General features: G+C 28.2%; 7 protein-coding genes. 3 read left to right on the top strand and 4 right to left on the bottom strand.

Annotation, left to right across the window (positions count from 1 at the left end):
* Nucleotides 1–176: 176 nt before the first annotated feature.
* Nucleotides 177–17,372: a YadA-like family protein gene (locus OMES3154_RS05765; RefSeq protein ID WP_156683834.1), complete on the top strand. Its 17,196-nt coding sequence runs from the start codon at nt 177–179 to the stop codon at nt 17,370–17,372.
* Nucleotides 17,373–17,440: 68 nt separating this feature from the next.
* On the opposite strand, the gene OMES3154_RS05760 is transcribed toward OMES3154_RS05765, so the two are convergent.
* A complete protein-coding gene (locus OMES3154_RS05760; RefSeq protein ID WP_156683833.1) occupies nt 17,441–18,151 on the bottom strand; it encodes a nitroreductase family protein in 711 nt (236 codons plus the stop codon).
* Between the two features lie 146 nt (nt 18,152–18,297).
* Between OMES3154_RS05760 and OMES3154_RS05755 the strand changes: the two genes are divergently transcribed.
* Both OMES3154_RS05755 and OMES3154_RS05750 read left to right on the top strand, forming a co-directional pair.
* Nucleotides 18,298–19,179 carry a Fic family protein gene (locus OMES3154_RS05755; protein ID WP_156683832.1) on the top strand — a complete coding sequence of 294 codons (882 nt, stop codon included), beginning with the start codon at nt 18,298–18,300 and terminating at the stop codon, nt 19,177–19,179.
* A complete protein-coding gene (locus OMES3154_RS05750) occupies nt 19,169–20,809 on the top strand; it encodes a YhgE/Pip domain-containing protein (protein ID WP_156683831.1) in 1,641 nt (546 codons plus the stop codon). Before OMES3154_RS05755 ends, OMES3154_RS05750 begins: the two co-directional genes overlap by 11 nt.
* Before the next feature lie 35 nt (nt 20,810–20,844).
* Here the strand turns inward: OMES3154_RS05750 and OMES3154_RS05745 are convergent, their stop codons facing one another.
* The 3 genes from OMES3154_RS05745 to rho are packed head-to-tail and all read right to left on the bottom strand — an operon-like array spanning nt 20,845 to nt 24,153.
* On the bottom strand, nt 20,845–21,741 hold the full coding sequence (locus tag OMES3154_RS05745) for a DMT family transporter (RefSeq protein WP_156683830.1): 897 nt from the start codon (nt 21,739–21,741) through the stop codon (nt 20,845–20,847).
* A 1-nt stretch (nt 21,742) separates the two neighbouring features.
* On the bottom strand, nt 21,743–22,906 hold the full coding sequence (locus OMES3154_RS05740; protein ID WP_156683829.1) for an MFS transporter: 1,164 nt from the start codon (nt 22,904–22,906) through the stop codon (nt 21,743–21,745).
* 14 nt (nt 22,907–22,920) lie between these two features.
* Entirely contained in the window at nt 22,921–24,153 is a 1,233-nt protein-coding gene (gene rho, locus OMES3154_RS05735; RefSeq protein WP_156683828.1) for a transcription termination factor Rho, read from the bottom strand.
* Nucleotides 24,154–24,157: the final 4 nt, after the last annotated feature.

Here is a 24,157-nt window from a genome sequence, read left to right as displayed (position 1 = left end):
TATAGTTGAATAAATTATTAAGTTTTTATATAAGAAAAGCAATAAAACCATTGATTCTAAAAAGAATATTTTATTTTTTTTAGAATTAGTAACAATGGTCTATTTTCGGTACAGCTCTATTTTGTATAAAAACCTAATAACTTATTTGACTAGTTTAAAAAACGGGGGGGGTAGTTATGAAAAATAACGATATAAACTTAGTGGCGAAAAGCCTAAAAACAGTATTAAAAGGAAAAGTAAAGATAACTAAAAAAGCATTAATATCATTTATGATGTTAGGGTTTGGTGGTTTAGCGTTAGCTGATCCACCAACAGCAGAACAAACGGCAGTAAATACAGTAATAGAAAATTTAACTGTAAGTAAAAGGAATGAATATATTTTAGCTTATAAATGGGAAGGTAATAAGCTTATTTTCACTTCACGAGGTGAAGAGAGTGTGGATAAAAATGATGATAAGTTAAAAGACGGATATATACCAATACCAAATGAAGAAGTATTGAAAAGAATATTATTTCTATTAGAGTTTGACACTAGAGAGAGTGTTGAAAAATTAGATGCTAATGGGAATGTAGAAAAGGAATTTAGTTCTTCTGAGAAAACAGAATTTGAGGAATTTATAAAAAAGCATAAAAATGATACTCCTCTTAAAAATGCATATGCAGGTGGAAAACATGATCTTAATAGTATTGCTATTGGAAACTATGCACAAGCTAAAGGGGATGAAATCATTTCAATAGGGTATCAAGCTGGATTTGGGCAAGATGAAAGACAACATGGAAGTGTATATATTGGAGTACAAGCTGGATTAAATTCTAGAAACCCTTCATATGGAGGGGAAGGTGTAAACTCAACTATAGTTGGATCAAGAGCAGGTATAAATTCAGTTGGAGAAGGAAATGTATTTATAGGATCAGATACTGCAGCAGGTCTAGTTGGAACACAAAATATTATTATTGGAGATTCAACAAAACCATTTAGAAAAAATGGATTAGGTAAGACCCCGTCTAATGATGATTTTTATGTAACTGATGAGTTTTCATCTAAAAAAGATAAAATTACAAAAGCAAAAGACAATGGATATAAAACTGAATATGGTATTTATCCAACCTATGTTGGTATAAAGACTTATGGTAACAGAAATGTAATATTTGGAAATAACTTTGTTGCTGATACAGCATTAGCTGAAGAAAATAAGTATGTAGTGAAAAAAGAAGAAAAAGCTAACAAAGAAGAAAAAGCTAACTATAAAAAAAATCCATATAATGCAAAAACTGATTCTGCTGAAACACACTATATAAGAGAAGGCGATGATTACTATGAAGCAAATGTTGATTATTTTAATAATAAAACTATATATGCTGATGGTACATATAATGGCTGGTATAATCCTAAATTAAAAATTGAGAATAATTCACTTAATGAAAAATTAGATAAAATTTCTGAAAAAGAAATGAAGGGGGATGCGACTGAAGGAAGATTAGGTCGTGAATTATTATTCAAATGGCTTTACAATAGTAAATACGAAAAAAACCCAAACAACAAAAGACGTTTCTCAAGAATAGTTGAGGAAAAAATAAGATATAATGGAGAGAATTATGTAAAAGCATATGTACCTAAGTATTATTTAAAGTACAAAGGAAATGAAAAAACTTTACTTAAAAAAGATGTTTATTATTTTTTAGGTGATTATGATGTTCTTTATTATAAAAAGGATAATGAAAATGTAAAAGTAGATGATAAATATAAGAACGAATTTAAAAAAATTTTAGATGGATATATAATGCCTTTATATTTCGAGGCAGAAAAAAATCCTGATTCAATAGTTAATAAAAGAGAAGTAATAAAGCAATATGAAAATTATGAAGTAAAAATGGAATATGAGATAGAATACTACAAAACACATGAATACTGGACTAAGAAAAAAGGTGCAAAAAAATTAACTGAAGAACAAGTTAAGGCATTAAAATTAGAAAAAAAATATCCTTATGTAAGTGATACTATTGCTTTAGGTACACTAGCAAGAGCGTTAGACGATCAAGCGATAGCTATTGGGGGAAGTAGAAATTCTAAAGTTCCAGGAGCTGTTGCTGAAGGGAAAAGATCAATTGCAATAGGTATGAGTAAAAGAGCAGACCAATTAGGAGCTCATGCTGAAGCTGATGACGCAGTTGCTATAGGTACTAATGCTCACGCTAAAACAGAAGGTAGTATGGCATTAGGTGCATTTACTAAAGCAGCTGGAGCAAACTCAACAGCAGTAGGATTTAAAGCAGAGGCTAATGGAGAAAACTCAATAACTTTTGGATCTAATACAGTTGCTAGTGCAAATAATACAATTGCAGTAGGTAGTGGAGCTCAAGCAACAGGTAAAAGTTCTGTTGCAATAGGGACAAACTCTATATCTGGTGCAGAAAATGCTATAGTTTTAGGGATAGGATCAGTAGCTAAAGATGCTGCATCAACAGCAAGTAAAACTGAAAAAGGATTTTTTGAGCTAGTTGCTGAAGGTCCGGATAAATATAAAATAAATTCGGAGAAAATAACTCACTACATTGATGAAAGAACACAAATTATAAATAGAGAAACTAATGAAGAAACTAAGAATAAATTAACTGCAGAAATGAATAAAAACAAAGAATTTTTAGAAAGTATAATACTAGATAAAGATGCTGTAAGTAATGAAATTTATTCAGGTAAAGGTACTATACTTTTAGGAAATAATATAAAAGACTTTACATTTACTAGAAATGCGGTAATTATAGGGAACTCAGCTTCGGGTGTTGTAACGCTTGAAGATGAAAATGGTGTTAAAAAGACATTTGGAGCAACAACTCCAGTTGAAACTGTTAAGGAAGCTTCAGTTACATTACCAAATGGATTAAAAATTAAATATGGTGGATTTGCTGGACAAGTAAAAGATGCTGGGCAATACGTAAGTTTTGGTAAAGTTGGAGAAGAAAGACAATTAAAAAATGTAGCACCAGGGGCAATTACAGCAGAAAGTACAGATGCAGTTAATGGATCACAATTAAATTCATTATTTATAGATGTTAAAAAAGATATTACAAGTTCAACACCGTTAGAATATCAAGATCCTCAAGGAAATGTTTTAAATTTACAAAAAGGACTAGATGGTAAACTATATGACGAAAAAATAAATGATGCTATTTGGAATGATGCTGAAAGAGTGTACAAAGATAAAAATGGACAAGTTGTACAACCAGCTGAAAATGTTAGAATTGTAGCCAAAGGAGATACACCACAAGTAGTATCAAATGTATCAAGTAATTTAGATGCAACAAGTGAAAAAGGTAAGAAGGTAGTAGAAACAAAAGATGGATTCCCAGTATATGAAGTTGATGGCGAAAAATATGTTCAAAAAGAAGATGGATTCTATAAACTTGATAATGATGGAAATATAGAAGAAACAGCGCTTGGAGCTAATGATGAAAAATTAGCTAAATTAAAAGAAGCTAATAATGTATCTAAACCAGATGCTGAAACTATTAAGAAAATAGGGAACAATGCAGCAACAGTAAATGATGTACTAAATGCAGGATTTAACTTACAAGGAAATGGAAACGCAGTAGACTTTGTAAGACCATATGATACAATAAACTTTGTAGATGGAGATGGAACAAAAGTATCTGTTGAAAGTGAAGATGGAAAAACTTCAGTTATTAAATACTCAATAGATAAAGGTTCAATAACATCAGAAAATGGAAAAGCAAAAGTTGACCATAATGAAATAGTTGAAAGCTTAAATAAAGAGATAGATAAGAAAATAGCTAAGTTAGATAATACTAATCCAATTAATCAAGCAGAAATTGCTGAATTAAAAGGAAAGAAAGATAAATTAAAAAAAGCTAAAGATGCATTAGAAAATGCTAAAACAGCATTAGAAGGAGCTAGCGACCAAGATAAATTAGAAAAAGAAAAAGCATTAAAAGAAGCATTAAAAACATTAGAAGCTGCAGAAAAAGAAATATATGACAAAGGTATAAATGACAATAGAGTAGCAACAACTAAAGATGTAGTAGATGCGATAAATAATGCAGGATTAACATTTGGAGCTAATTTAGATAGTGCTAATAAGAATACTGATGATAGAAAGAAACTTCACAAATTAGGATCAACTGTTGAGATAGTAAAAGCAGCTAGTGAAATAACAGAAGGTGATGGAGATAATGCAGTAAAATATATTGGATCTAATTTAATAACTAAATTAACACAAGATACTGATGGAAATTCAAAAATAGAAATAGGATTAAAGAAAACACCAAAATTTGAAGGGTTAGAATTACAAAAACCAAAAGGTCAAACAGATACAACTAATACTAATTCTATAGTAAAATTAACACCAGGAGAAGATGGAACATTAACATTATCAAAAGAGCCAGGAACTACTACACCAGGACAAACAACAGATACTAATGTAGTAATAAAAGGAGTAGCAGAAGGTAAAGAGCCAACAGATGCAGCAAATGTAGGACAATTAAAAGAAACAGAAAATAATATAACTAATAATAGTCCGTTTAAATATGTTACAAAAGATAATAAAGATGTTGTTAAAGAAGGAGATAAATTCTACGAAGTAACAAAAGATGGTAAACCAATATTTACAAAAGATAATAAAAAATATGTAAAAGATGGAGACAAATACAAAGAAATAGATGAAAATGGTTCAATAAAAAATAATGGAGAAGAAATTCCTGGAAATAGTACAGACTTAAATAAAATAGAAGTTGCAACTAATAATATACAAATAAAAGCCAAAGGAGATACACCACAAGTAGTATCAAATGTATCAAGTAATTTAGATGCAACAAGTGAAAAAGGTAAGAAGGTAGTAGAAACAAAAGATGGATTCCCAGTATATGAAGTTGATGGCGAAAAATATGTTCAAAAAGAAGATGGATTCTATAAACTTGATAATGATGGAAATATAGAAGAAACAGCGCTTGGAGCTAATGATGAAAAATTAGCTAAATTAAAAGAAGCTAATAATGTATCTAAACCAGATGCTGAAACTATTAAGAAAATAGGGAACAATGCAGCAACAGTAAATGATGTACTAAATGCAGGATTTAACTTACAAGGAAATGGAAACGCAGTAGACTTTGTAAGACCATATGATACAATAAACTTTGTAGATGGAGATGGAACAAAAGTATCTGTTGAAAGTGAAGATGGAAAAACTTCAGTTATTAAATACTCAATAGATAAAGGTTCAATAACATCAGAAAATGGAAAAGCAAAAGTTGACCATAATGAAATAGTTGAAAGCTTAAATAAAGAGATAGATAAGAAAATAGCTAAGTTAGATAATACTAATCCAATTAATCAAGCAGAAATTGCTGAATTAAAAGGAAAGAAAGATAAATTAAAAAAAGCTAAAGATGCATTAGAAAATGCTAAAACAGCATTAGAAGGAGCTAGCGACCAAGATAAATTAGAAAAAGAAAAAGCATTAAAAGAAGCATTAAAAACATTAGAAGCTGCAGAAAAAGAAATATATGACAAAGGTATAAATGACAATAGAGTAGCAACAACTAAAGATGTAGTAGATGCGATAAATAATGCAGGATTAACATTTGGAGCTAATTTAGATAGTGCTAATAAGAATACTGATGATAGAAAGAAACTTCACAAATTAGGATCAACTGTTGAGATAGTAAAAGCAGCTAGTGAAATAACAGAAGGTGATGGAGATAATGCAGTAAAATATATTGGATCTAATTTAATAACTAAATTAACACAAGATACTGATGGAAATTCAAAAATAGAAATAGGATTAAAGAAAACACCAAAATTTGAAGGGTTAGAATTACAAAAACCAAAAGGTCAAACAGATACAACTAATACTAATTCTATAGTAAAATTAACACCAGGAGAAGATGGAACATTAACATTATCAAAAGAGCCAGGAACTACTACACCAGGACAAACAACAGATACTAATGTAGTAATAAAAGGAGTAGCAGAAGGTAAAGAGCCAACAGATGCAGCAAATGTAGGACAATTAAAAGAAACAGAAAATAATATAACTAATAATAGTCCGTTTAAATATGTTACAAAAGATAATAAAGATGTTGTTAAAGAAGGAGATAAATTCTACGAAGTAACAAAAGATGGTAAACCAATATTTACAAAAGATAATAAAAAATATGTAAAAGATGGAGACAAATACAAAGAAATAGATGAAAATGGTTCAATAAAAAATAATGGAGAAGAAATTCCTGGAAATAGTACAGACTTAAATAAAATAGAAGTTGCAACTAATAATATACAAATAAAAGCCAAAGGAGATACACCACAAGTAGTATCAAATGTATCAAGTAATTTAGATGCAACAAGTGAAAAAGGTAAGAAGGTAGTAGAAACAAAAGATGGATTCCCAGTATATGAAGTTGATGGCGAAAAATATGTTCAAAAAGAAGATGGATTCTATAAACTTGATAATGATGGAAATATAGAAGAAACAGCGCTTGGAGCTAATGATGAAAAATTAGCTAAATTAAAAGAAGCTAATAATGTATCTAAACCAGATGCTGAAACTATTAAGAAAATAGGGAACAATGCAGCAACAGTAAATGATGTACTAAATGCAGGATTTAACTTACAAGGAAATGGAAACGCAGTAGACTTTGTAAGACCATATGATACAATAAACTTTGTAGATGGAGATGGAACAAAAGTATCTGTTGAAAGTGAAGATGGAAAAACTTCAGTTATTAAATACTCAATAGATAAAGGTTCAATAACATCAGAAAATGGAAAAGCAAAAGTTGACCATAATGAAATAGTTGAAAGCTTAAATAAAGAGATAGATAAGAAAATAGCTAAGTTAGATAATACTAATCCAATTAATCAAGCAGAAATTGCTGAATTAAAAGGAAAGAAAGATAAATTAAAAAAAGCTAAAGATGCATTAGAAAATGCTAAAACAGCATTAGAAGGAGCTAGCGACCAAGATAAATTAGAAAAAGAAAAAGCATTAAAAGAAGCATTAAAAACATTAGAAGCTGCAGAAAAAGAAATATATGACAAAGGTATAAATGACAATAGAGTAGCAACAACTAAAGATGTAGTAGATGCGATAAATAATGCAGGATTAACATTTGGAGCTAATTTAGATAGTGCTAATAAGAATACTGATGATAGAAAGAAACTTCACAAATTAGGATCAACTGTTGAGATAGTAAAAGCAGCTAGTGAAATAACAGAAGGTGATGGAGATAATGCAGTAAAATATATTGGATCTAATTTAATAACTAAATTAACACAAGATACTGATGGAAATTCAAAAATAGAAATAGGATTAAAGAAAACACCAAAATTTGAAGGGTTAGAATTACAAAAACCAAAAGGTCAAACAGATACAACTAATACTAATTCTATAGTAAAATTAACACCAGGAGAAGATGGAACATTAACATTATCAAAAGAGCCAGGAACTACTACACCAGGACAAACAACAGATACTAATGTAGTAATAAAAGGAGTAGCAGAAGGTAAAGAGCCAACAGATGCAGCAAATGTAGGACAATTAAAAGAAACAGAAAATAATATAACTAATAATAGTCCGTTTAAATATGTTACAAAAGATAATAAAGATGTTGTTAAAGAAGGAGATAAATTCTACGAAGTAACAAAAGATGGTAAACCAATATTTACAAAAGATAATAAAAAATATGTAAAAGATGGAGACAAATACAAAGAAATAGATGAAAATGGTTCAATAAAAAATAATGGAGAAGAAATTCCTGGAAATAGTACAGACTTAAATAAAATAGAAGTTGCAACTAATAATATACAAATAAAAGCCAAAGGAGATACACCACAAGTAGTATCAAATGTATCAAGTAATTTAGATGCAACAAGTGAAAAAGGTAAGAAGGTAGTAGAAACAAAAGATGGATTCCCAGTATATGAAGTTGATGGCGAAAAATATGTTCAAAAAGAAGATGGATTCTATAAACTTGATAATGATGGAAATATAGAAGAAACAGCGCTTGGAGCTAATGATGAAAAATTAGCTAAATTAAAAGAAGCTAATAATGTATCTAAACCAGATGCTGAAACTATTAAGAAAATAGGGAACAATGCAGCAACAGTAAATGATGTACTAAATGCAGGATTTAACTTACAAGGAAATGGAAACGCAGTAGACTTTGTAAGACCATATGATACAATAAACTTTGTAGATGGAGATGGAACAAAAGTATCTGTTGAAAGTGAAGATGGAAAAACTTCAGTTATTAAATACTCAATAGATAAAGGTTCAATAACATCAGAAAATGGAAAAGCAAAAGTTGACCATAATGAAATAGTTGAAAGCTTAAATAAAGAGATAGATAAGAAAATAGCTAAGTTAGATAATACTAATCCAATTAATCAAGCAGAAATTGCTGAATTAAAAGGAAAGAAAGATAAATTAAAAAAAGCTAAAGATGCATTAGAAAATGCTAAAACAGCATTAGAAGGAGCTAGCGACCAAGATAAATTAGAAAAAGAAAAAGCATTAAAAGAAGCATTAAAAACATTAGAAGCTGCAGAAAAAGAAATATATGACAAAGGTATAAATGACAATAGAGTAGCAACAACTAAAGATGTAGTAGATGCGATAAATAATGCAGGATTAACATTTGGAGCTAATTTAGATAGTGCTAATAAGAATACTGATGATAGAAAGAAACTTCACAAATTAGGATCAACTGTTGAGATAGTAAAAGCAGCTAGTGAAATAACAGAAGGTGATGGAGATAATGCAGTAAAATATATTGGATCTAATTTAATAACTAAATTAACACAAGATACTGATGGAAATTCAAAAATAGAAATAGGATTAAAGAAAACACCAAAATTTGAAGGGTTAGAATTACAAAAACCAAAAGGTCAAACAGATACAACTAATACTAATTCTATAGTAAAATTAACACCAGGAGAAGATGGAACATTAACATTATCAAAAGAGCCAGGAACTACTACACCAGGACAAACAACAGATACTAATGTAGTAATAAAAGGAGTAGCAGAAGGTAAAGAGCCAACAGATGCAGCAAATGTAGGACAATTAAAAGAAACAGAAAATAATATAACTAATAATAGTCCGTTTAAATATGTTACAAAAGATAATAAAGATGTTGTTAAAGAAGGAGATAAATTCTACGAAGTAACAAAAGATGGTAAACCAATATTTACAAAAGATAATAAAAAATATGTAAAAGATGGAGACAAATACAAAGAAATAGATGAAAATGGTTCAATAAAAAATAATGGAGAAGAAATTCCTGGAAATAGTACAGACTTAAATAAAATAGAAGTTGCAACTAATAATATACAAATAAAAGCCAAAGGAGATACACCACAAGTAGTATCAAATGTATCAAGTAATTTAGATGCAACAAGTGAAAAAGGTAAGAAGGTAGTAGAAACAAAAGATGGATTCCCAGTATATGAAGTTGATGGCGAAAAATATGTTCAAAAAGAAGATGGATTCTATAAACTTGATAATGATGGAAATATAGAAGAAACAGCGCTTGGAGCTAATGATGAAAAATTAGCTAAATTAAAAGAAGCTAATAATGTATCTAAACCAGATGCTGAAACTATTAAGAAAATAGGGAACAATGCAGCAACAGTAAATGATGTACTAAATGCAGGATTTAACTTACAAGGAAATGGAAACGCAGTAGACTTTGTAAGACCATATGATACAATAAACTTTGTAGATGGAGATGGAACAAAAGTATCTGTTGAAAGTGAAGATGGAAAAACTTCAGTTATTAAATACTCAATAGATAAAGGTTCAATAACATCAGAAAATGGAAAAGCAAAAGTTGACCATAATGAAATAGTTGAAAGCTTAAATAAAGAGATAGATAAGAAAATAGCTAAGTTAGATAATACTAATCCAATTAATCAAGCAGAAATTGCTGAATTAAAAGGAAAGAAAGATAAATTAAAAAAAGCTAAAGATGCATTAGAAAATGCTAAAACAGCATTAGAAGGAGCTAGCGACCAAGATAAATTAGAAAAAGAAAAAGCATTAAAAGAAGCATTAAAAACATTAGAAGCTGCAGAAAAAGAAATATATGACAAAGGTATAAATGACAATAGAGTAGCAACAACTAAAGATGTAGTAGATGCGATAAATAATGCAGGATTAACATTTGGAGCTAATTTAGATAGTGCTAATAAGAATACTGATGATAGAAAGAAACTTCACAAATTAGGATCAACTGTTGAGATAGTAAAAGCAGCTAGTGAAATAACAGAAGGTGATGGAGATAATGCAGTAAAATATATTGGATCTAATTTAATAACTAAATTAACACAAGATACTGATGGAAATTCAAAAATAGAAATAGGATTAAAGAAAACACCAAAATTTGAAGGGTTAGAATTACAAAAACCAAAAGGTCAAACAGATACAACTAATACTAATTCTATAGTAAAATTAACACCAGGAGAAGATGGAACATTAACATTATCAAAAGAGCCAGGAACTACTACACCAGGACAAACAACAGATACTAATGTAGTAATAAAAGGAGTAGCAGAAGGTAAAGAGCCAACAGATGCAGCAAATGTAGGACAATTAAAAGAAACAGAAAATAATATAACTAATAATAGTCCGTTTAAATATGTTACAAAAGATAATAAAGATGTTGTTAAAGAAGGAGATAAATTCTACGAAGTAACAAAAGATGGTAAACCAATATTTACAAAAGATAATAAAAAATATGTAAAAGATGGAGACAAATACAAAGAAATAGATGAAAATGGTTCAATAAAAAATAATGGAGAAGAAATTCCTGGAAATAGTACAGACTTAAATAAAATAGAAGTTGCAACTAATAATATACAAATAAAAGCCAAAGGAGATACACCACAAGTAGTATCAAATGTATCAAGTAATTTAGATGCAACAAGTGAAAAAGGTAAGAAGGTAGTAGAAACAAAAGATGGATTCCCAGTATATGAAGTTGATGGCGAAAAATATGTTCAAAAAGAAGATGGATTCTATAAACTTGATAATGATGGAAATATAGAAGAAACAGCGCTTGGAGCTAATGATGAAAAATTAGCTAAATTAAAAGAAGCTAATAATGTATCTAAACCAGATGCTGAAACTATTAAGAAAATAGGGAACAATGCAGCAACAGTAAATGATGTACTAAATGCAGGATTTAACTTACAAGGAAATGGAAACGCAGTAGACTTTGTAAGACCATATGATACAATAAACTTTGTAGATGGAGATGGAACAAAAGTATCTGTTGAAAGTGAAGATGGAAAAACTTCAGTTATTAAATACTCAATAGATAAAGGTTCAATAACATCAGAAAATGGAAAAGCAAAAGTTGACCATAATGAAATAGTTGAAAGCTTAAATAAAGAGATAGATAAGAAAATAGCTAAGTTAGATAATACTAATCCAATTAATCAAGCAGAAATTGCTGAATTAAAAGGAAAGAAAGATAAATTAAAAAAAGCTAAAGATGCATTAGAAAATGCTAAAACAGCATTAGAAGGAGCTAGCGACCAAGATAAATTAGAAAAAGAAAAAGCATTAAAAGAAGCATTAAAAACATTAGAAGCTGCAGAAAAAGAAATATATGACAAAGGTATAAATGACAATAGAGTAGCAACAACTAAAGATGTAGTAGATGCGATAAATAATGCAGGATTAACATTTGGAGCTAATTTAGATAGTGCTAATAAGAATACTGATGATAGAAAGAAACTTCACAAATTAGGATCAACTGTTGAGATAGTAAAAGCAGCTAGTGAAATAACAGAAGGTGATGGAGATAATGCAGTAAAATATATTGGATCTAATTTAATAACTAAATTAACACAAGATACTGATGGAAATTCAAAAATAGAAATAGGATTAAAGAAAACACCAAAATTTGAAGGGTTAGAATTACAAAAACCAAAAGGTCAAACAGATACAACTAATACTAATTCTATAGTAAAATTAACACCAGGAGAAGATGGAACATTAACATTATCAAAAGAGCCAGGAACTACTACACCAGGACAAACAACAGATACTAATGTAGTAATAAAAGGAGTAGCAGAAGGTAAAGAGCCAACAGATGCAGCAAATGTAGGACAATTAAAAGAAACAGAAAATAATATAACTAATAATAGTCCGTTTAAATATGTTACAAAAGATAATAAAGATGTTGTTAAAGAAGGAGATAAATTCTACGAAGTAACAAAAGATGGTAAACCAATATTTACAAAAGATAATAAAAAATATGTAAAAGATGGAGACAAATACAAAGAAATAGATGAAAATGGTTCAATAAAAAATAATGGAGAAGAAATTCCTGGAAATAGTACAGACTTAAATAAAATAGAAGTTGCAACTAATAATATACAAATAAAAGCCAAAGGAGATACACCACAAGTAGTATCAAATGTATCAAGTAATTTAGATGCAACAAGTGAAAAAGGTAAGAAGGTAGTAGAAACAAAAGATGGATTCCCAGTATATGAAGTTGATGGCGAAAAATATGTTCAAAAAGAAGATGGATTCTATAAACTTGATAATGATGGAAATATAGAAGAAACAGCGCTTGGAGCTAATGATGAAAAATTAGCTAAATTAAAAGAAGCTAATAATGTATCTAAACCAGATGCTGAAACTATTAAGAAAATAGGGAACAATGCAGCAACAGTAAATGATGTACTAAATGCAGGATTTAACTTACAAGGAAATGGAAACGCAGTAGACTTTGTAAGACCATATGATACAATAAACTTTGTAGATGGAGATGGAACAAAAGTATCTGTTGAAAGTGAAGATGGAAAAACTTCAGTTATTAAATACTCAATAGATAAAGGTTCAATAACATCAGAAAATGGAAAAGCAAAAGTTGACCATAATGAAATAGTTGAAAGCTTAAATAAAGAGATAGATAAGAAAATAGCTAAGTTAGATAATACTAATCCAATTAATCAAGCAGAAATTGCTGAATTAAAAGGAAAGAAAGATAAATTAAAAAAAGCTAAAGATGCATTAGAAAATGCTAAAACAGCATTAGAAGGAGCTAGCGACCAAGATAAATTAGAAAAAGAAAAAGCATTAAAAGAAGCATTAAAAACATTAGAAGCTGCAGAAAAAGAAATATATGACAAAGGTATAAATGACAATAGAGTAGCAACAACTAAAGATGTAGTAGATGCGATAAATAATGCAGGATTAACATTTGGAGCTAATTTAGATAGTGCTAATAAGAATACTGATGATAGAAAGAAACTTCACAAATTAGGATCAACTGTTGAGATAGTAAAAGCAGCTAGTGAAATAACAGAAGGTGATGGAGATAATGCAGTAAAATATATTGGATCTAATTTAATAACTAAATTAACACAAGATACTGATGGAAATTCAAAAATAGAAATAGGATTAAAGAAAACACCAAAATTTGAAGGGTTAGAATTACAAAAACCAAAAGGTCAAACAGATACAACTAATACTAATTCTATAGTAAAATTAACACCAGGAGAAGATGGAACATTAACATTATCAAAAGAGCCAGGAACTACTACACCAGGACAAACAACAGATACTAATGTAGTAATAAAAGGAGTAGCAGAAGGTAAAGAGCCAACAGATGCAGCAAATGTAGGACAATTAAAAGAAACAGAAAATAATATAACTAATAATAGTCCGTTTAAATATGTTACAAAAGATAATAAAGATGTTGTTAAAGAAGGAGATAAATTCTACGAAGTAACAAAAGATGGTAAACCAATATTTACAAAAGATAATAAAAAATATGTAAAAGATGGAGACAAATACAAAGAAATAGATGAAAATGGTTCAATAAAAAATAATGGAGAAGAAATTCCTGGAAATAGTACAGACTTAAATAAAATAGAAGTTGCAACTAATAATATACAAATAAAAGCCAAAGGAGATACACCACAAGTAGTATCAAATGTATCAAGTAATTTAGATGCAACAAGTGAAAAAGGTAAGAAGGTAGTAGAAACAAAAGATGGATTCCCAGTATATGAAGTTGATGGCGAAAAATATGTTCAAAAAGAAGATGGATTCTATAAACTTGATAATGATGGAAATATAGAAGAAACAGCGCTTGGAGCTAATGATGAAAAATTAGCTAAATTAAAAGAAGCTAATAATGTATCTAAACCAGATGCTGAAACTATTAAGAAAATAGGGAACAATGCAGCAACAGTAAATGATGTACTAAATGCAGGATTTAACTTACAAGGAAATGGAAACGCAGTAGACTTTGTAAGACCATATGATACAATAAACTTTGTAGATGGAGATGGAACAAAAGTATCTGTTGAAAGTGAAGATGGAAAAACTTCAGTTATTAAATACTCAATAGATAAAGGTTCAATAACATCAGAAAATGGAAAAGCAAAAGTTGACCATAATGAAATAGTTGAAAGCTTAAATAAAGAGATAGATAAGAAAATAGCTAAGTTAGATAATACTAATCCAATTAATCAAGCAGAAATTGCTGAATTAAAAGGAAAGAAAGATAAATTAAAAAAAGCTAAAGATGCATTAGAAAATGCTAAAACAGCATTAGAAGGAGCTAGCGACCAAGATAAATTAGAAAAAGAAAAAGCATTAAAAGAAGCATTAAAAACATTAGAAGCTGCAGAAAAAGAAATATATGACAAAGGTATAAATGACAATAGAGTAGCAACAACTAAAGATGTAGTAGATGCGATAAATAATGCAGGATTAACATTTGGAGCTAATTTAGATAGTGCTAATAAGAATACTGATGATAGAAAGAAACTTCACAAATTAGGATCAACTGTTGAGATAGTAAAAGCAGCTAGTGAAATAACAGAAGGTGATGGAGATAATGCAGTAAAATATATTGGATCTAATTTAATAACTAAATTAACACAAGATACTGATGGAAATTCAAAAATAGAAATAGGATTAAAGAAAACACCAAAATTTGAAGGGTTAGAATTACAAAAACCAAAAGGTCAAACAGATACAACTAATACTAATTCTATAGTAAAATTAACACCAGGAGAAGATGGAACATTAACATTATCAAAAGAGCCAGGAACTACTACACCAGGACAAACAACAGATACTAATGTAGTAATAAAAGGAGTAGCAGAAGGTAAAGAGCCAACAGATGCAGCAAATGTAGGACAATTAAAAGAAACAGAAAATAATATAACTAATAATAGTCCGTTTAAATATGTTACAAAAGATAATAAAGATGTTGTTAAAGAAGGAGATAAATTCTACGAAGTAACAAAAGATGGTAAACCAATATTTACAAAAGATAATAAAAAATATGTAAAAGATGGAGACAAATACAAAGAAATAGATGAAAATGGTTCAATAAAAAATAATGGAGAAGAAATTCCTGGAAATAGTACAGACTTAAATAAAATAGAAGTTGCAACTAATAATATACAAATAAAAGCCAAAGGAGATACACCACAAGTAGTATCAAATGTATCAAGTAATTTAGATGCAACAAGTGAAAAAGGTAAGAAGGTAGTAGAAACAAAAGATGGATTCCCAGTATATGAAGTTGATGGCGAAAAATATGTTCAAAAAGAAGATGGATTCTATAAACTTGATAATGATGGAAATATAGAAGAAACAGCGCTTGGAGCTAATGATGAAAAATTAGCTAAATTAAAAGAAGCTAATAATGTATCTAAACCAGATGCTGAAACTATTAAGAAAATAGGGAACAATGCAGCAACAGTAAATGATGTACTAAATGCAGGATTTAACTTACAAGGAAATGGAAACGCAGTAGACTTTGTAAGACCATATGATACAATAAACTTTGTAGATGGAGATGGAACAAAAGTATCTGTTGAAAGTGAAGATGGAAAAACTTCAGTTATTAAATACTCAATAGATAAAGGTTCAATAACATCAGAAAATGGAAAAGCAAAAGTTGACCATAATGAAATAGTTGAAAGCTTAAATAAAGAGATAGATAAGAAAATAGCTAAGTTAGATAATACTAATCCAATTAATCAAGCAGAAATTGCTGAATTAAAAGGAAAGAAAGATAAATTAAAAAAAGCTAAAGATGCATTAGAAAATGCTAAAACAGCATTAGAAGGAGCTAGCGACCAAGATAAATTAGAAAAAGAAAAAGCATTAAAAGAAGCATTAAAAACATTAGAAGCTGCAGAAAAAGAAATATATGACAAAGGTATAAATGACAATAGAGTAGCAACAACTAAAGATGTAGTAGATGCGATAAATAATGCAGGATTAACATTTGGAGCTAATTTAGGAAGTGAGAATAAATCAGATAATAATAAGAAACTTCATACTTTAGGATCAACTATTGAGATAGTAAAAGCAGCTAGTGAAATAACAGAAGGTGATGGAGATAATGCAGTAAAATATATTGGATCTAATGTAATAACTAAATTAACACAAGATACTGATGGAAATTCAAAAGTTGAAATAGGAATTAGTGAAAGTCCAGAATTTAAGAATATTACATTAAAATCTGAAAACAGTACTACAAAAGTATCTCCAGAAGGAATAACTATTACTGAAACAAAGAATAATAACCCAGTAAACGAAGTATCATTAACAAATAATGGACTTAACAATGGTGGAAATGTAATTAGTAATGTTGCTCCAGGTAAAGCACCTAATGATGTTGCTACAGTTTCACAACTAAATGAAACTTATGCAGGAACAGCTTCATCTATGGCTATGGCAGGTATACCACAAGTAACATATGATAAGAAGTTCGGTATAGGAGCAGGATTTGGATACTATAAAAATACAGCGGCAGTGGCAGTTGGAATATCTGGACAAAACAGAACAAATTCTATCGTGTATAAGGCAAGTGTATCATTATCAAAAGGTAATATTGGTGTAAATGCTGGTATTAATGTATCTTTAGGTAGAAAAGATATGATAAAAGATGAAATACTAGACAAATTAAATGAATTAGCAGCTAAGAATAAAGAGCTTGAAAAGAAATTAAATGCTATTCAAACACGTAAATCAACTAAATTTACAATAGATGAGTTCATATTAGATAAACATAATATTAGACCACATCAAATTGCTAAATTAAAAGAAGTTGTTGAATTAGTAAATAATACAGATACAAGTGGAGTTATAGAAATAATAGGATATACAGATAGAGCTTACACAGAATCATATAACTTAGATTTAGGATTAAGACGTGCTATTCATGCAAGAAATATGTTATATAAATTAGGAATGAGAAAAGATATTAAGGTTAATATAATATCTCGTGCATTTAATGAAATAACAGATGGTAAACCAGGTAAATTAAGAAGAGTTGAAATTCTTGTAAATAATTTTGACGAATACAGATAAAAATAAAAAAAAGAACATGTACCAATAAACTAGACACAAAAATGTGAAAAGTTTAGGTGCATGTTTTTTTAAATTTCAAAACCTTGTTTTCTTATTTCTTCCTTATTATCTTTAAAGATTTTTTGAGATTTTATAATATCTGTAAATTTCCCTATAGTCTTACTTGGATTTCTTAAATCTATATATTCATTTAATTTTTCATCATAGTCTTTAAACTCTTCTTCATAATTTTCGTAAATTTTATAATGATTGCTAAATATTCTATATTTTTTATCTAGTCTAGGCTTTTTCATAGGCTCTTCATTTTTATAACCTAAGCATAAACCCATTACAGGATAAGTAAATTTAGGCAATTTTAATAAATTTACTATTTTATTAGTATCTTTTACTATAAATGTTGAGTAAAATCCCGAAAGACCTAAATCTTCAGCAGTTAAATACATAGAGTGTGCAGCTATAACTGCATCTATATGACCACTAATTAGATAATTTATCCCTAGACTTTTAATCTTTTCATCTTTTATACTCATATATTTATAGTGGTCTACTATAAATATATATATTAAACTAACATCTCTAATATATGCTTGTCCTGCAATTTCAGAAAGTTTTTCTTTCATTTCTTTACTTGTTATTTCTATAACAGAGCATGATTGCATTCCTTGTGCTGTAGGAGAAAGGATAAATGCCTTCTCTAACTTTTCTTTTATTTCGTTTGAAATTTTAGTTTCAGTGAACTTTCTAACTGAGCTTCTTTTTTCTAATAATTCAAGTACCATCTTATATATTTCCTTTCACAATTTCTAAAGCTTTCTTTTATGTAGAATAATATACCCTTAAAAAAAATTGTCAATTTTTAAATATTTTTATTGTTTTTATCAGCCAAAAGGTGTAAAATGGCTAAGTAAATTAAAAAGGAGCTTATATGAATAATGAAATAAATAAATTATGTTTAATATACGAATTAAAAGGGCGACAAGAGCTTTATGCATCTATGTACTTAAATATTCTTGATAGAATGGCTAAAATGACAAAAATACAAAGTACAAAAGCAAATTATCGTATTTTAAATAACAGGTTAAAAGGACTTATGGAAGAATCTATTGTCCCTAAAAATACTAATGAAAAAGAGGTAATGGGCTATAGCTTAGCACTAGAGTATATAATGTCTGACTATGATAATATACCGTTTAATAAAGACACTTTAATTAAATTACATAATATGATTTTTTCTTATAATGACCTGGAAATTAAAAATATAGAGGATATTTTTAAATATTATGAATTTAGTATAAAGGGGGAAAATAATCCCTTAATATATATACCTGAAATACTATTTAGATTTATTAAAGCAGAAGCTTTTAAAGATGGAAATGCAAGAATAGCTAGGCTTATAATTCTACTACTTTTATTTAAAAATGGATTTTTTATAGGAAAATATATAAGTATTTCATATTTAATTGAAGAAAATAAAGAAGAGTATAAAAAAAGTATTAAAAAAAGTGATAGTAAAGAATTTATAAATTTCTTTTTAGATTTAATTTATAAGGCTTATGATATAGTAAATAACAAATTTTTAGATATAGCTAAGGATAATCTATCTTCTTCTGAAAAGGTTTTAAGGCAAATAATAAAGCAAATAAAGCCTGTATCTAAAGAAGATATAATACAACTTTGTCCTGATATTAGTCAAAGAACTATAGAAAGAGCTTTAAAAAATCTACAAGAAAATAATAAGATTAAAAAAGTTGGAGTAGGAAAAACTACAAAATATATATTAAGAGGTGATAATAAAGATGAAAATTAATAAAAAATATATTAAACCTATAGTTATAACAGCAGTTATAATGATAATACCATTTTTTTATGTGCTATTTTTTCTAAAGGCATTTTGGGATCCTTATAGCAATATGAAAAACATTCCAGTAGCTTTAGTAAATTTAGATAAAGGTGAAGTTGGAAAAGATATAGTTGATAAGATAGTTGATAGTAATATAATGGATATTAAATTTCTTGATAGTATAGAGGAAGCGAATAAAGGCGTTAAAGATAGAAAATATTATGCAAGTATAAGCATACCTGAAAACTTTACTTATGATTTAGAACATTTGAATAAGACTGAAATAGTTTACCATTCAAATAAAAAGTATAATTTTATAGCTTCTCAAATATATGAAAAAGTTGCTATAGAAATACAGCATAGTATAAAAGAAAAAGTTGGGGCTAAAGTAGTAAAAAAATTAAATGAAGGTATAGAGGACTCAGCTAATAAAGTATCAAAGTTAAATGTAGGACTTGGTAAAATAAATGATGGGTCAAGTAAAATACATGAAGGTATTAAAACTTTAAGTGGAAAGTATGAAGAATTTGACAAGGGAGTAAATTCGTTAGATAATGGTCTTAAAACTTTAGATACGGGATATGATAAATATAGAAATGGAGTAGATAAAGCTGTAGATGGTTTAGATAAAATATCTGAAGGTGTAGTGAGTCTTGGAGATCGTTTCCCTTTACTTAAAATAAGTTCTAATTTCAAAAAACTATATAATGGTGCTAAAAAAGTTAAAACAGATAATGTTAAAAATCAAATAAATGAAGGTGGAATCAAACTAAAAGAAGGTATAGATAAACTAAACTCAGGAAGTGAAAAACTAAGTTCGTCATCAGCCCTTATAAAAAATGCTCTAACACAATTTAAAGACTATTCTAAAAAATTAGATAATGGTATTAGAGAAGCTCATTTAGCTGTAAATCACTCTAGTAAGGAAGCTAATAAAAAACTAAAAGAACTTAAAAACTTAAATGATTTTGTTGAAAATTCTGTTTCTCTTAAAATAGTTGATATAGATAATGTTGATAATTATGGTACAGTTTTTGCTGCCTACTTTATGTCTATATCTTTATGGGTAGGTTCTTTAGTTATAATAGTAGTCATGTATTACGATGCAAAAGATAGATTTGGTATATTTGATAGAAATTACAAAAATAAGATAAAACAATATGGTCTTTATTTAGGCTTAGTATTAATTCAATCATTTATTTTATCAGCACTTGTAACTGTAAATTTTAATTTTTCAAACTTAAGTTTTCCTATATTATTAGCTAGTATGATAATTAGCGATTTAGCATTCTTTAGTATGGTATACTTTTTCATCATTTCATTTGATGACATAGGAAAATTTTTAACTATAATTTTATTAATTATACAAATATCAGCAAGCGCTGGAACATTCCCTATAGAAACTGCTCCAAAACTTTTTATAGATATTTTCCCTTTTATACCTATGAAATATTCAGTAAGTCTATTTAAAGAAGCTTTTGCAGGTTTTGATGCACAATTTTTCATACCTAATTTTGCAACTCTTTCTGAGCTATTCATATTATTTTCTATATTAATATTTGTAGTTGCTAAATTAAAGAATAAAAATAAAGTATAAAATAAAAAAGGCTGTACAATTTGTAACAGTCTTTTTTAATCCTCAATAGAACTTAAGATAATAACTGCAATAATTACAAGTATTGCACCTATTAGTTGTATTATTGTAAATTTTTCATTGAAGATAAATATTGTAATAAATAGCGAGCTAATAGGTTCTAATACACTTAGTATTGAAGCTATTTTTGCTCCTATATGTTTTGTTGCTTCTAAAAAAGAGTTAAATGGAATTATAGTTCCAATTATAATCAATAATATGAAAAATACTAGGATATCTTTTTTCAATATATTTTCTGCTATCATATTAAAGTCTGTAAAGGGAGTTAAAAATAGTCCGCCTAGTATCATAGTAATTCCTACTATAAATGAGCTAGGGTATTTTTCAAATACTTTAGCATAAATTAAATAAAATGAGTAAGCAAAGCAAGATATAAATCCCCAAATGACAGCTCTAATATCAACTACTATTGCACGAATATTACCACTAGTTATTACAAAAAAGATTCCAAGTAGCATAACTAGAATTAAAAACATTTCTAATTTTCTAGGCAATTTTCTATTTGTGATAGCATAGTAAAATATTACTACAACAGGTGCAAATGTTCCGATTAGTGTTGCAAATGCAGCACTACTATACTTTATTGTTGCAAAAAATGGAACTTGAAGTCCAACTTGTGCAAATATTGCATAAATTAAAAGCGAAACTATTATCTTCTTATTTTTCATCATTTCTTTTAATGGACTTAATCCATTTGATAAAATTGCTATTATTGTTAGTGCTAATCCAGATACTAGCATTCTAATTGATGTTAGAGATATAAAATTAAAATTAGAATGAATAAATATATATTGAGTAAAATTACCCCCGACAGCCCAAAAAATTGCACTAATTACACATAGTATAATACCTTTTAAAAATAAGTTTTTACTCATTTTAGTGCTCCTTTTCTAAATTCATAATAATAATTATTGTCCCGATTAGTGATATTAGAGTAAAAGATAAAACCATGTATGTAGTTCCAAAGGATTCTATTAATTTAGCTCCTACATAGCCTGAAAATATAGAACCTAATGTTCCTGCAACTCCTAAATATGCTTGCCCTATTATTTTATCTTTATCATCCATTATTCTATTTACATAAAATACAGATGCAGGAAGATAAACTGCAAATCCAAACATTTGCATAAATTGAGATAAAAGAATAATATTAGAATCTTTTAAAACAAGACCTATTAAAAGAGTAATAGCTTTTACAGTAAAACTAATAACTGCTATGTATATTAAAACATAGTTAGTATATTTTTTTCTAAAATAGTTAAAATACGACATTACTGGAAGTTCTAGCATTGCTGCTAAGAAAAATGAAAATCCAACAAATGACGAAGTTCTATTAACCTCTTTGGCGATATTTATTAAAAACGCTGAAAAAGCGTTATGTGTTGCAAGTATTAAAAATACACCAACTAAAAAGAATAAAAACTTTCTATATTTTTTTCTAAATTCATTAAAATTTGTGTTTTTTACTTTTTCATCTTTTTGTATATTTTGTACCTTAAGCTCTTTAAATGATAATAGTATAAACAGAACTAATAATTCTAAGAATATATTTACTATGGATATAAAAGAAAAGCCATAATTTTTAGCTATAATTCCAACTAGTAAAGAAGTTATTGCAAAAGCAACTGATCCTCCTCCACGAGTTAATCCAAAGTTAATATCTACCCCACTATTTATATATTCAAATATGAAGGTATAAACAAAGGTTTGTGCAGTTAATAGTGAACTTATTAATATAATAGTCATTACAGTGACAGTGTACAAACTAGTTGATAAACTAGATACTATAGTTGCTATTATAGAAATTAGCATAAAAGATATTAGAACTTTTTTATTTGTAACAATTTTAAAATAGTTTATTAATTTTGCAACCATTGGTTGAAAAATTATCGATAAAAAAGCTGAGAAAGTAAGTATAAATCCAATCTCAGATATAGTAAAATTTCTCTCAGCAAGTGCTGGGTTTAAAAAAACGTAAGAAGTGCAAAACAGTGAAAAATATGCTGCTTGCAATAATAAAAAATTAAAAGTTTTTGGCACTTATGTATCACTCCCTATATTAGCTCATATTTAATATTTTCTATTAATTCCTCGTTTGATTCAAATTGTTTAATTAAATCAAGTAAGTATTTAATTGCTTCAGCATCATTACATTTTGCTAATTTTCTTCTTAATTTCCAAATATCTTCTAGTTCTTTTTTAGTGTATAATAGTTCTTCTTTTCTAGTACCACTTCTATTAACGTCTATAGCAGGAAATAGTCTTAGCTGTTGTAAGCTTCTATCTAATATTATTTCCATATTACCGGTACCTTTAAATTCTTCAAATATTACCTCGTCCATTTTGCTTCCAGTTTCTATTAAAGCAGTTGATATTATGGTAAGACTTCCACCATTTTTAATATTTCTAGCAGAACCAAAGAATTTTTTTGGCATGTATAGTGCTTTTGGATCTATACCACCTGATATTATCTTACCACTACTAGGAAGTACCACGTTATATGATCTAGCTAGTCTTGTTATAGAATCCATAAGTATTACTATATTTTTACCTTTTTCAACTTCTCTTTTTGCTTGCTCTAAAACTTTTTCAGTTACATTAATATGTACTGTAGGATCTTCATCAAAAGTAGCCGAATAAACTTCAGCTTCTTTTACATTATCTTTAATATCTGTAACTTCTTCCGGTCTTTCATCTATTAGTAGTATCCAAAGTTCAATTTCTTTATTGTATTTAATAATATCGTTAGCTAAAGAGATTAATAAAGTTGTTTTACCAGCTTTAGGTGGTGCTACAATTAATGCTCTTTGACCTAAACCTATAGGAGATATTAAATCTATTATTCTAGAGCTTATGCTACCTTCACCTAAATTTAATCTTTTATTTGGGTAAGTAGGTATTAAGTCATCAAATACAGGTCTATTTAAAGCTTTTAAAATACTATCTGAGTTTATAAACTCAATTTTAATTAAACCATAATTTTTCTCTGTACCAATAGGGACTCTTACTTCTCCACATATGATATCATCTTGTCTTAAACCTAGTTTTTTAACTTGAGATGCTGATACATATACATCAGACCCTATATCACTATCACGAATAAAACCATAACCATTTGGCAGTATATCAAGTCTACCAAAGGTATATATTTTACCTTCGTCTTGTGCCATTTTAACACATATATTATTTATTAAATCAGATTTTACCATCTGCTTATAACCATCTATTTCGTATTCTTTAGCTAATTCTTTTAATTTTGTAGAGCTTAGCTTTAATAATTCTTCCATTTCT

The sequence above is a fragment of the Oceanivirga miroungae genome (genome assembly GCF_902505095.1).
GTDB lineage: Bacteria > Fusobacteriota > Fusobacteriia > Fusobacteriales > Leptotrichiaceae > Oceanivirga > Oceanivirga miroungae.
This window is presented reverse-complemented; position numbering and strand designations above follow the sequence as displayed.

Excerpts from the sequence above, each read along its gene's own strand:
- OMES3154_RS05755 (WP_156683832.1), top strand. The coding sequence starts at position 18,298 with ATGAATAATGAAATAAATAAATTATGTTTAATATACGAATTAAAAGGG.
- rho (WP_156683828.1), bottom strand. The coding sequence starts at position 24,153 with ATGGAAGAATTATTAAAGCTAAGCTCTACAAAATTAAAAGAATTAGCT.
- OMES3154_RS05765 (WP_156683834.1), top strand. The coding sequence starts at position 177 with ATGAAAAATAACGATATAAACTTAGTGGCGAAAAGCCTAAAAACAGTA.
- OMES3154_RS05760 (WP_156683833.1), bottom strand. The coding sequence starts at position 18,151 with ATGGTACTTGAATTATTAGAAAAAAGAAGCTCAGTTAGAAAGTTCACT.
- OMES3154_RS05745 (WP_156683830.1), bottom strand. The coding sequence starts at position 21,741 with ATGAGTAAAAACTTATTTTTAAAAGGTATTATACTATGTGTAATTAGT.
- OMES3154_RS05750 (WP_156683831.1), top strand. The coding sequence starts at position 19,169 with ATGAAAATTAATAAAAAATATATTAAACCTATAGTTATAACAGCAGTT.